Source organism: Nitrospira sp. T9, assembly GCF_052156535.1.
Taxonomy (GTDB): Bacteria; Nitrospirota; Nitrospiria; order Nitrospirales; family UBA8639; genus Nitrospira_E.
Genome location: NZ_JBQKUP010000029.1, coordinates 130,801 through 142,945, shown reverse-complemented (window position 1 = coordinate 142,945; position 12,145 = coordinate 130,801). Strand labels below are relative to the sequence as shown.

The 12,145-nt window shown below is 47.7% G+C and carries 9 protein-coding genes; 1 reads left to right on the top strand and 8 read right to left on the bottom strand.

The genetic code is table 11. The features are described 5' to 3' along the window. Positions 1-174: 174 nt before the first annotated feature. Positions 175-2,505, bottom strand: coding sequence for a methyltransferase domain-containing protein (locus ACTRXD_RS05745; protein ID WP_442430883.1), 2,331 nt, complete (start codon positions 2,503-2,505; stop codon positions 175-177). 460 nt (positions 2,506-2,965) lie between these two features. Between ACTRXD_RS05745 and fusA the strand changes: the two genes are divergently transcribed. Then, positions 2,966-5,068, top strand: coding sequence for an elongation factor G (gene fusA, locus ACTRXD_RS05740; protein WP_442430882.1), 2,103 nt, complete (start codon positions 2,966-2,968; stop codon positions 5,066-5,068). Positions 5,069-5,096: 28 nt separating this feature from the next. Here the strand turns inward: fusA and ACTRXD_RS05735 are convergent, their stop codons facing one another. The 7 genes from ACTRXD_RS05735 to rfaE1 form a co-directional block, all read right to left on the bottom strand. Continuing rightward, positions 5,097-6,470, bottom strand: a complete 1,374-nt coding sequence (locus tag ACTRXD_RS05735; RefSeq protein WP_442430881.1) for a Do family serine endopeptidase — start codon at positions 6,468-6,470, stop codon at positions 5,097-5,099. A gap of 42 nt (positions 6,471-6,512) precedes the next feature. Next, on the bottom strand, positions 6,513-7,109 hold the full coding sequence (gene plsY / locus ACTRXD_RS05730) for a glycerol-3-phosphate 1-O-acyltransferase PlsY (RefSeq protein ID WP_442430880.1): 597 nt from the start codon (positions 7,107-7,109) through the stop codon (positions 6,513-6,515). 22 nt (positions 7,110-7,131) lie between these two features. Continuing rightward, positions 7,132-7,749, bottom strand: a complete 618-nt coding sequence (gene pgsA, locus ACTRXD_RS05725) for a CDP-diacylglycerol--glycerol-3-phosphate 3-phosphatidyltransferase (protein ID WP_442430879.1) — start codon at positions 7,747-7,749, stop codon at positions 7,132-7,134. A gap of 28 nt (positions 7,750-7,777) precedes the next feature. Continuing rightward, positions 7,778-8,626, bottom strand: coding sequence for a 3-deoxy-8-phosphooctulonate synthase (kdsA, locus tag ACTRXD_RS05720; RefSeq protein ID WP_442430878.1), 849 nt, complete (start codon positions 8,624-8,626; stop codon positions 7,778-7,780). Between the two features lie 15 nt (positions 8,627-8,641). After that, a complete protein-coding gene (locus ACTRXD_RS05715; protein ID WP_442430877.1) occupies positions 8,642-10,243 on the bottom strand; it encodes a CTP synthase in 1,602 nt (533 codons plus the stop codon). Positions 10,244-10,313: 70 nt separating this feature from the next. Continuing rightward, complete coding sequence (gene kdsB, locus ACTRXD_RS05710; protein ID WP_442430876.1) at positions 10,314-11,117, bottom strand: 3-deoxy-manno-octulosonate cytidylyltransferase; 804 nt, start codon at positions 11,115-11,117, stop codon at positions 10,314-10,316. Then, complete coding sequence (gene rfaE1, locus ACTRXD_RS05705; protein ID WP_442430875.1) at positions 11,104-12,117, bottom strand: D-glycero-beta-D-manno-heptose-7-phosphate kinase; 1,014 nt, start codon at positions 12,115-12,117, stop codon at positions 11,104-11,106. Before rfaE1 ends, kdsB begins: the two co-directional genes overlap by 14 nt. Between the last annotated feature and the right edge of the window lie 28 nt (positions 12,118-12,145).

The window sequence follows — 12,145 nt, the reverse complement described above, 5'->3', positions numbered from 1 at the left end:
GGACAATAAATGCAGGCAGAAGTCAAAAGAGTTAAGTTCAGGAATGTCCTCGGGGGATATCTCCTCTTATGCTTCCATGAACGACACTCTTTTGTATAATCAACGGTAGTCATTGTCATACTGAGGTCCCATGCGGTTCTCCTGAAAAATATTTATAGATAGAAAGGGACCCTCCTATGCCACTTGCTTCAGAATCCCTGACAGCTGGTTTCGGGTGGAGCATGGTTCTGCATTTTGGATGGGCTTTTGCGCTTGTGTGCAGAAAATTGGTTTGTCTAAAATAACGAGATACGCTTGTTCTGCAAAAGTTGAAAAAATACCAGCATTCGTACAGCCCAGGGTGGCGACGATCGATTCCCATTGGGTTTGATCATAAAAACAAAATTGCCCTTCTTTTTCGGCCTGTCGGATTTTCCCGTAATTATTCAAGAGATCCCGTGCTTCTTCTCGTTGTTGTGGGAGAGCAGCACTACTGACCAGACTCTGGTAAATACCGGAAAAGTCACCATTCGGTTTTAAATTGGAAATAACGATTCGTCCCCCTGGAGCGAGAACACGATACAGTTCTCGTAGGGTAGCGCCTGGATCCTGGACATATCCAATCACCAGATTAGAGACAATCCGGTCGAAATGGTTGTCTGGAAAGGGGAGCGGCTGACCTAAATCTACCTGCGCCCATGCCTTCGTGAAGAAGGGTGTCGGAGAGGTCATGCTATGTTGCCATTCTGTGTCGGCGGCAAGCATTGCTTTGTTAGCCCGTTTCAAGGCGTCAGGAACGACATCAATCCCCAGATATTGAATGGACTTCTCTAGGTAAGGGATCCCACTGGAAATGGTGGCGGAAAGCCTATCCAAAAAATATAACCCTGCATTGCCGTTTCCACAGCCAGCATCCAGAAACCGTTGGCCAGAAGTGATGGGGCCCAAGGCATGAAACACATGATCAAGGAGTTTCACATAATCCCGGCATTGCGCCACAGACTGAAAGTGGCCCAAGTAATCCTGCCAAAAGCCTGCGCCGACGTCGGTCTCGGCCTGTTGTTGTTGCGCAAGTTTTTCTCGTCGATTTTGGCGTCCCAAGTCTAGTCGATTAGGGGTGTGGATCACATCAGGAGCAGCTTTCTGATTCACTTGCTCATGGCATTGTGCAATGAGTTGTCGATAGGTTTCACGGGCTCTTTTGGGGTTTTCTTGTAGACGATGCAATGCATCTGGCACCACCATCCAATGCTCAAGGCGTCGACCCAATGCATTCCGAAACGCTTGAAGATCATCGGGAGCGACCCAGGCATCCTTCTCGGCGGAAACCAGTATGACGGGGGAGCTTAAGGATTCCGCATCAATGAGTGTGTGTTCAAGCGTGACAAATTTGTTGGCAATGGCATCTCCCAAAAATTGATTGCCCACATTGAAGCCCAAAAAATTCGCCGATGCAGGGCACTGCTCATTCCCATAGGCTGCAAAGAGATCTTCCTGATGAACCGTGGCTGCAGACCGTTGGACATTGACAATGCTCATGAGCATGATCAAAAGGGATAATGATGGATATTCAGCCTCGGCTTTGAGAGCGACTCGCGAGGCTAAGCTGGCAGCCACACCGATTATGGCTGAGTGCGGCCAAGTGGCCCTCACATAACGGGTCACAGTTTGAAAATCATTTTTCATTGATGAAAGGGATACCTGGTAGTGCAGTCCATCACTCTCGCCGACATGATTGGTATGGTCATAGCGCACGACATGAAATCCATTGCTGGCAAAGTAATAAGCCAAGGTCAAATAATCCCGTTTGGTTTCCCCATACCCCGGGGCAATAACGACGACAGGTCCTTCTGTTGAATTGCCTTCAATAGGTTGGTCATGGTAGGCACTAATCTGCTGCCCATTGCCTTTATTAATGGTGAGACGACTGCTGGACACGCCAGTTTTTTGAAGAATCAGGGACCCATCCTTCGGTTCTTCTTCTTCCTTCTCACGAAAAGAAACACCTGGTATAGAGTCGGAGATTTCGTGGTTATGAATCTTCCTGGACGAATTGAACGAACCCGTTAAAACATGTCCATGTACCATGAGGCTCTCTCCTTGAGGGAGCAGAACTTTCGTACCTGACGAAAAGGAACTAATGGCATCATTCTCTGTGGGGCAGTCTAAAAGAATGTCAGTTGTTCCTTCCCAAGCGGTCTGACCTGGTTTCACCTGTATATTTTTAATCATTCCATGAAGCTTTTTGAAGGGACGATCTTGACCTGAAATGCCATATTTCAATTCAATGATCTGCGAGAGTTCTATGGGAGGGAATCCGGTCAAACGCAATTGCATAGTGTCCCCGTGCCATCCAACAAGATACCCTTCCCAAACCCCTCCCAGACAATGTAAAGAGAAGGGAAGTGGCGAGAGGTCACGGATTCCAGAAGGATCACCAGGAACCAGCTCCTGAGTTACCTGCTTCAATCCAGCAAATTGATTCATTGAAGTTATACCTGCCAACTCTGGTGTCAATGTGCTCATGCGATCCCCCACCGAAAATTAAGTGTTAATACCTACTTTTTAGAGCAAGACGTTCCCTGGATCTCAATAGATCCTGATGCCTGCATCAGCCTGTACGAGAAAAGGGGCGAGAGATGAAACGACTTACATCGTTTCGTTCATTGATACCGGTGTATGGGCCACCATGGAATTGGCATCAATTTTTACTCTCTTGGATAGGACACTAGAGCAACCTGGGTGCCAGAATTTTCGAACAAAATGCTCGGGTCCATTTTCAAGAGAAAATCGCAGAATTTACTAGGAAAATTTTGCCTGAATATTTTTTACCGCAAATCACCGTGCAGGTTTTTTGAAGTCTTATCTGTCGGTCCACTGACGATAAAATCAAAAGAGCGTTGATCTCCTGACAGGCCATTGTTCTTTTTCATTGACACTCCTTCCTCTCCTACCTAAAATTCAAGGAAATTGAGAGGAGGTTCGCATGCCACACGAATCGGCCCCATCCATCCGTAACGTGGTCATTTGTTCCTACCCGGGGGCAGGAAAGACCACCCTTTGTGAAGCACTGGCCTTTTCCACGGGAGTCATCCCGGCCATGGGGTCTATTCCTCAGGGAAATACCATTGGTGATTTTGAACCTGAAGAGGTTCACAGGCACCATTCCATTAGTTCGACCATCTGCCAGTTCGAATGGCAGGGCACAAAAGTCAATCTTATAGATACACCGGGAATGAGCGATTATGCCTTTGAGGTTCAATCCGCTCTCAGGGCGGTGGATGGCGTGGTGCTTGTTGTAGGGGCCAGTACAGGGCTTCGGTCAGAAATCGAACGAGTCTGGGACCTTATTCAGGAACACGAACTTCCCTGTCTCCTGTTTATCAATGAACTGGATAAAGAACGAACGGACTATCGCTCGATTTTGGCAGAGTGTGAAAAAACATTGGGATTCGCCGGAGTTCCAATCACCATTCCCGTTGGAGAAGAATCCACACTGACCGGGGTCATTGATCTCATTTCAAGGAGTGTCATAGCTCCGGCTTCCGGCACGCCCAAAACCCACAACACGGAGATTTCTCCGGAACACCAATCCATGGCGAATGAATTCCGGCGCCGAGCTATGGAACAGGTGGCAGAAACGAATGATCAATTGGTGGAAAAATATCTCTCCCAAGGTGAGATCTCAAATGAAGATTTACACGATGGATTGACGCTCGGCACATTAGAGGGGAAGCTTGTTCCGGTATTATGCGGATCTGCTATTCGCAATATTGGAACCACAACCCTGTTCGATGCGATACAACGATATCTCCCGTCTCCCTCCGATCGTTCCAGTCTCCATCCCAATATTGGCCTGCAACCTCAGACGCATGACGAAGGTCAACGAAAATCTGATCCACAGGATCCATTTTCAGCTTTCGTCTTTAAAACCACCATCGATCCATTTATGGGGCGTTTATCATTTGTGCGAGTGCTGTCAGGGACTCTACATGCAGATTCAGGGTTTTATAATGCCTCCCGGCAAACCAAGGAGAAAGGTGGACATCTTTTTTTCTCCGTGGGCAAGAAGCATCACCAGGTTAATCAGGTCTCCGCCGGAGATATTGTGGCCATCGGTAAATTAAAAGATACTCAAACCGGCGATACCATTTGCGATGAACGACATTCCATTATATTCCCAGGCCTGAAAATAGCGCGGCCGGTCATGTCGTATGCCTTAGAGGTAAAAAGCAAGAATGAAATTGACAAGGTCAGCTTAGGTTTACATAAGTTAGTTGAAGAAGATCCCTCCCTCGAGTTTCTTAGGAATGAAGAGACAAAAGAAATGCTATTAAGTGGAGTGGGGCAGAGCCACATTGATGCCACTTTAGACAAACTGAGACGCAAGTATGGTGTAGAAGTGGACTTGCACATGCCGAAAGTCCCCTATAAGGAGACCATCCATCGACTGGCCCAGGCCCAGGGAAAATACAAAAAACAAACCGGTGGGCATGGACAATATGGAGATTGTTGGCTACAAATTGAGCCCCTTCCCCGAGGGGCCGGATTTGAATTTCACAACAAAATTGTGGGTGGCGTCATACCACGGAATTTCATCCCCGCAGTGGAAAAGGGCGTGATCGAAGCCCTGCAACATGGGATTGTTGCCGGGTTTCCCATCGTGGATATTCGCGTGGCTGTCTATGATGGATCTCATCATCCCGTCGATTCTTCGGAGTTGGCCTTTAAAGTGGCCGGATCAATGGCCCTCAAGCATGCCCTGGAGGCCGCTCAAAGCACGATTCTTGAACCCATTATGTCCGTAGATGTGCTAGTCCCGGATGATTTGGTGGGAACCGTGATTGGAGATCTTAACTCGCGCCGTGGACGCATACAGGGAATGGCGACTAAGGGGCACAATCAAATTGTGAAGGCCTTTGTGCCGCTAGCGGAAATGCTGAAGTATGCTCCCTCTTTGACGTCCATGACGGCTGGAAAGGGTAGTTATGTGATGGAATTTTCAGGTTACGAGGAAGTACCGAAGGATTGCCTTAATCGTATTGTGGAAGAACATAAAAAGGAAAAGGAAGCCGTTTCGTCCCATTAACCCCCTCTTACTTATAGTAGGGGAGGCTTTAAGGCAGCGTTTTAATCACAATGAAAAAGGCTCTTGTTTTTCGAATAATTCGAAGTAGAATGGTCTGACCCGGCTTCACTTTGGCGACTTCCTCGGAAAATTGGGTAACGGTCCGGACCGTTTTCCGATTAACCTCGTTAATCAAATCTCCTTCCTGAATCCCCTCAGAGTTCGCGAGACCGCCTGGGTCAACTTTTGTCACAAGCACGCCAACGGTTTCTTCTAATTCAAATTGCTCAGCGAGTGCAGCTGTAAGCCCCTGGACATCAAGCCCTAAGGTGACCTCTGATTTTTGCAAGGGGAGTGAGGCCAACGTGGATTTTTCCTGCCTTTCCACTATCGGCACCAAGTAGGTCAACTCTTTTCCCTCCCGTAACACCAGAATTTTGGCATTTTCACCAGGTCCAACACGCGCAACAAGTCTCGACAGTTGGTTGGGCGAATCAACCGAACTGTTGTCTACCGACACAATGATATCCCCTGGTTTAATCCCGGCCACATGGGCGGGATCGTGTTCATACACTTCGTTGACGAGAACCCCATGGCCTTCCTTAATCCCAAATTGTTCCGCAAGTTCTTTCGTGAGAGATTGAATCCCGACACCAAGCCACCCACGAACCACTCGCCCCTGGGACACCAGTTGATCAACCACCCGCGAAACCATATCGGCGGGAATGGAAAATCCTATGCCTTGTGCCATATGGATTATGGCGGTATTAATCCCGATCACCTCACCTCGAAGGTTAAAGAGCGGCCCCCCTGAATTCCCTGGATTGATTGCGGCATCCGTTTGAATGAAATTTTCATACCGGGATAAATTGAGTCGTTCCCTTCCAATCCCACTGATCACGCCTAGGGTCACTGTGCGGTCTAACCCCATCGGATTTCCGACAGCCAATACCCATTGCCCCACCTTCAAGGCATTGGAGTCCCCAAAGTGAGCGACTGGAAATTTCCGGTCAGATTCAATTTTGAGGACCGCTATATCGGTTTCTTTATCACGTCCAATCACCCGAGCAATCATGTTGGATTTATCGGATAGCCGGATATCTGCCTCCCTGGCGTCTTCCCCAACTACATGATTGTTGGTTACGATAATGCCATCCTCCCGCACGATAACACCTGAGCCACTCCCTTGAGAAAATGGCGCCCGTCGCTGAAACCCTTGTCCCTGAGCGATTTCACGAATCGGTGTAATATTGACTACCGTAGGGGTCACCCGTTCAGCCAGGCTGGTGATGGCCTGTTCGATATCTCCCAGAAGCTCTAGCCCTCTAAGTTCTTTGGCTGTTTGACTGACTGCGGGTGACGGAGAAATACACAAAAGAAGGCAACATAATGAAAATATTGGTGAAAAATTACCTAAATGCATCCTAAACCTTACATTTTATAGCGTCGGATAATAAATATTATGTTAAATTGAGAAAAGTCTCATTTTACTTTCGGTCCCCTGAATAAGACGGAGAATGTTTTCTTTGTGGCAGAAAAAAATGACGGCAGTCACTCCAACAGCAAAAAAGCAGAAATAGTAGTCGAAAGTCAGGAAATAGGCCAAGAATGGAAACACACTAAAAGCCAGCAGAGCGCCACCTGAGGAATATCCAAATACCAAAACCGCCCCTAACCACACACCAACAAGAAGCCATCCAATCAGCGGATGTATTCCAATAATGGCTCCTAAGGCCGTGGCGACTCCTTTCCCCCCCTTAAATCCTAAAAATAGAGAAAACACATGACCAAGAAGGACCGAAAAGCCTATGATAAGAATCCAGAGCCAAGGAAACCCGAAGAAGCCAGCGATAACGGTCGCAACCGTTCCTTTCCCTAAATCACCAATTAGAGTTAATATTCCTACTTTTTTACCTGATACTCTCAGAACATTGGTAAAACCGATGTTCTGGCTTCCCTGTGTGCGCGGATCATCTGCTCCGAAAATGCGAGAAACAACTAAGCCAAATGGGATAGATCCTAAGAGATAAGCGCTGACAACTCCTAATAAATATATATCCATTCCGAGCGACTTGTGAGCACTCCTACCAATATTGCGGACTAATTTTCTTAAAGATTTGCATGAGATATCGCCAGCCGGAAAATAAAGAGAAAAACAAGGCAATATACAACAGTCCGGTTCCAATAGTAGCCATGGCCCCCTCACTTTGAGCCCAAACCCCTTGAAGAATAAGGCACAGAATCCCCCCGATTTGCCCGATGACTTTGAATTTCCCAAGAGAGTCCGCTGGAACCACAAATCCCTCTTTCGCTGCGACCACCCTGGCTCCGGTCACAATCATTTCGCGTGCAATCATCACAATAGCCAACCACACCGCAACACGCTGGAATTGCACAAGAAGAATTAGTCCGGAGGCCACCAGGAGTTTATCGGCAACCGGGTCCAGCAATTTCCCTAAATTGGTTATCTGACCACTTTTTCTGGCCAAATATCCGTCAAGAAAATCCGTAAAAGCCGCACAAGCAAACACCAGGGCGGCTGCCATGGCCCGGTCAGGACTAGATTCAGAGAACAACCAGACAAAAACAGGAATTAACAGGATGCGCAAGAGAGTAAGAGAATTTGGAAGATTGAGATAGACTTCTCCCATAATTACATCATTTTGTTCAGACTTTTCTTTTACTACTTCAGTTTGATTCATGAAGATTCAAATATTTCTTTGTAAAAACTCATGTAAGAGGAGAGATTTCTCCCTTTCCGGTTACCTGCCAAATGGCTTGAAGTTGTGCTAATAAACCTCGCAACTCACTCAATCTTATCATGTTTGGACCATCGGATAGTGCCTCTTCCGGGCGAGGATGGACTTCCATAAAGAATCCGTCACATCCAGCCGCGGCCGCCGCACGGGCTAATGGCGCCACAAATTCCCGTTGTCCTGAAGAGACCGTCCCCCCTCCTCCAGGCAATTGCACGCTATGGGTTGCATCAAATACCACCGGGTATCCCAGATTTCTCATAACGGGTAATGAGCGCATATCGACGACAAGATTTTGATAGCCAAAGCTAGCCCCCCGCTCAGTTAAGAAAATTTTTCTACTCCCGGCCTCTTGCAATTTATGGACAACATTCGCCATATCCCAAGGGGACAGAAACTGTCCCTTTTTCACGTTGACCACCCGACCGGATTTTGCGGCAGCAACTAACAGATCGGTCTGTCGACATAAAAAAGCGGGAATTTGTAACACATCTACAACCTCAGCAACCCGAGAAACGTCGTGGACTTCGTGAATATCCGTGAGAATGGGGATACCTAACTCACTGCGAATTTTCTTGAGGATTTTCAAGCCTTCCTTTATGCCCAACCCCCTGAATGAAGAAATCGAAGTGCGATTGGCCTTATCATAGGACGCCTTAAAGATGTATGGAATGCCAAGATCTTTGGCAATTTCCGCAATGGCAACAGCGGTCTCAATAACCAATTTTTCGCTTTCGATCACGCAAGGCCCCGCAATTAAAAAATGCGGGAAACTTCCGCCAACGGAGAACGGGCCAATATCGACTTGGGTTGGCTGAGCCATGATAAATCCAGTTCGTTACGTGCCGAATTTTCTTTGAAGCGCGGCGCCAATAAATGCAGAAAAAAGAGGATGAGGAGAACACAGTCGAGACTGAAACTCTGGATGGAATTGCGTACCCACAAACCAGGGATGCCCTTCCAATTCGATGATTTCTACCAGCCTTCCGTCAGGGGATGTCCCGCTAACCGTCAGACCCTTTGAAGTCAAAGCTTCCAGATATTCATTGTTAAATTCATAGCGATGGCGGTGTCGTTCACGAATATCCGATTGCCCATAGGCCGCAAAGCTAAGCGTATTGGGAATCAATCGACAGGGAAACCCTCCCAATCTCATTGTACCGCCCATTTCTTGAATGGATCGTTGTTCGGGAAGGAGGTCGATTACGGGATACGGCGTCTCCGGATTGAATTCCGAACTATTGGCATGCTGAAGTCCGCCGAGACTTCTGGCAATTTCAATCACCGCACATTGCATACCCAAGCAAATGCCAAAGAAGGGAAGATGCCTCTCCCTGGCATACCGGATTGTATCGATTTTTCCTTCAATCCCTCGAAGCCCAAACCCTCCCGGAATTAAGATTCCATCCACATCAGCTAACAAACGTTCGGGGCCGTCCTTTTCAATGTCACCTGATTCCACCCATTGAATATGAACCCCTGTTTCATCGTGTAATCCGCCATGAGTCAAGGCTTCCGAAACACTTTTATAGGATTCTCGAGATTCTACATATTTGCCAACCAGTGCGATCGTGACTTCATGTCGTGGCCGCTTAATCTTCTGGACTAAAATATCCCAATCCCGAAGGTTCGGCGGGCGTGTTTCAAGATGGAGTAAACGGACTATAAGTTCATCCAGGCCTTCTTTTCTCAGGATAATCGGTACTTCATAGATGGAATCCACATCTTTGGCTGTGATGACAGAACCTTTATCCACGTTACAAAACATGGCAATTTTATCTTTCACGCCAGGAGGAAGAAATCGATCGGTCCGACACAACAGGATATTGGGTTGAATGCCGATTTCACGAAGTTTATTGACGGAATGCTGCGTGGGTTTGGTTTTAAGTTCCCCAGCCGTTCCGATATAGGGCACTAAAGTGAGGTGGATATATAGGACGTTTTCCCGACCAACCTCATAGGGCATTTGTCGAATGGCTTCTAAAAAAGGCAGACTTTCAATATCACCGACAGTCCCGCCAATTTCCACGATCACCACATCCACGTCATGGGCCACATTGAGAATCGTCTGCTTTATGGCGTCCGTAATATGGGGGACGACCTGGACCGTCGCTCCAAGATATTCTCCTCTTCGCTCCCTTTGAATCACCGACTCATAAATCCGTCCTGTCGTACAATTATTTTCCCGATGCAACTGAACCGTGGTAAATCGCTCATAATGCCCCAGGTCCAAGTCAGTTTCCGCTCCATCATCGGTGACAAAGACTTCCCCGTGCTGATAGGGATTCATCGTACCCGGGTCGACATTAATGTAGGGGTCCAGCTTCAGAAAGGTGATAGTCATGCCACGGCTTTCCAATAAATGTCCGATAGCCGCAGAAGACAATCCCTTCCCTAGGGACGAGACTACTCCACCTGTCACAAAAAGAAATTTACTCATGATGTTTTCTGGTTAGTTGGATAATGACCCACAGGGCCTCCCTTGGATTTCTCGACTCCACCATATTGTTCTATCTATTTTCAACCCTCTCTCCGGCCCCCAACAGTCTCTCTTTCGGCTTACAGAAGTTCTTGTTTAAAAGACCCTCCGCAGTGATAACATCTTCAGGAATATCTATACGGATGGATTCGTGTTCCGTTTCCCAAACCATTATCGGAAGGCCATGTTCTAAGGCCCGCAATTGTTCTAATTTTTCCGCCTCTTCCAGATATCCCGATGGCAACCCGGCAAATCGAATTAAATCTGATTTCCTGAAAATATATACTCCCAAATGTGTATAGGCGATTTGATTATTCCCAGAAGGTACCCCATCGCGCCAGCACGGTATCGGGCTCCGTGAGAAATACAGGGCCTGCCCATTGATATCGGTTACCACCTTTACGATTGACGGATTGGTTAAATCCTGTGTGCGGTGTAGCTTTCTTTTCAACGTCCCCACCCCTGCTGGAGAAGCCAAAAAAGGAAGAATGAGATCATCCAGCAACCCAGGGTGTTGAGGAATTTCATCAGCTTGTAAGTTCACAATTACGTCATATTTCAATTGGGAAGCCACTTTCGCCACCCGGTCCGTTCCGGTTCGACAGAATTCCTTAACGAGACAGACTTCTCCACCAAAACCCTTAACCCCTTGTTCAATGGATTCCTGATCGGTAATTACCAGGATTTGCCCCACCTGCGAAACCTGTTGAACCGCTTCATAGACATGCTGGATTAAGGGCTTTCCGGCTATGAGGGCAAGGGGTTTCCCCGGAAATCGAGACGATCCGTAACGAGCAGGAATACACAGGCTGACGTGGGAATCAGTTGTGGCCATGGAGTAAAGCCTCTTGAAGTTGCGCCCGCGTCACTGTGGCGGTACCCACCATACCCACGACAATACCTGCCGCCTGATTGGCTAATACCGCAGCTTCAGGAAGTGGGGCTTTTGCACTCAGCGCTAATGCAAGAGTACTGATGACCGTATCCCCTGCGCCGGTGACATCATAGACTTGTCGAGCCACGGCCGGGATTGTCCATGATTGGCCCGTCTTTTCAAAAATACTCATTCCCTCCTCTCCCCTCGTGACAACGACTGCCTGGCATTGTAATTGTTGTTGGAGAGCCAGGCCGATTTGTTCAACCGGAACATCCTGGCTTGTGAGGAATCCTGCTGCCTGTTTGGCTTCGAAATGATTGGGTGTGATAACCGTCACGCCCTGATAATACGCCATATGCTCAACCTTCGGATCCACCACGACCGGAACGCCAAATTGATCAGCCAGAATATGAATGGCCTTCATCAGGTCCACGGTGATCATGCCCTTCGCATAATCGGAAATCACCAGGCAGGAAACTTCAGGAAGACGGGAAGCCACATGTTTTATCATTTTCTTTGTCTGTTGAGACGAAATGTCATGGCGTTGCTCCACATCAAATCGAACAATTTGCTGATTGTGGGCTACTACTCTGGTTTTTTTAATGGTAGGACGACTAGAGTCGACAAACACACCGGAAGTAAAGGGGGACGATCGTCGAATGTCAGCAAGGAATTGTTTCCCAACATGATCCGCACCGACCATGCCACACAATTCAGCCTGTCCACCTAATGTCAGAATATTTTGATACACATTCGCTGCCCCGCCCATTCTGTACGATTCAGAATCCACATGAACAATCGGTACAGGCGCTTCCGGAGAGACACGATGCACCTTGCCCCAGACATAATGATCGAGAATGAGATCTCCGACAACCAGAATGCGAGCACGGGAGAAGCGTTGAATATACTCCTTGAATTTCCGAGCGGAAATCGATGGGACAACGGATAGCGGTTTCATCCTTGAGTCAGCACAAGCCTGAAGTTTG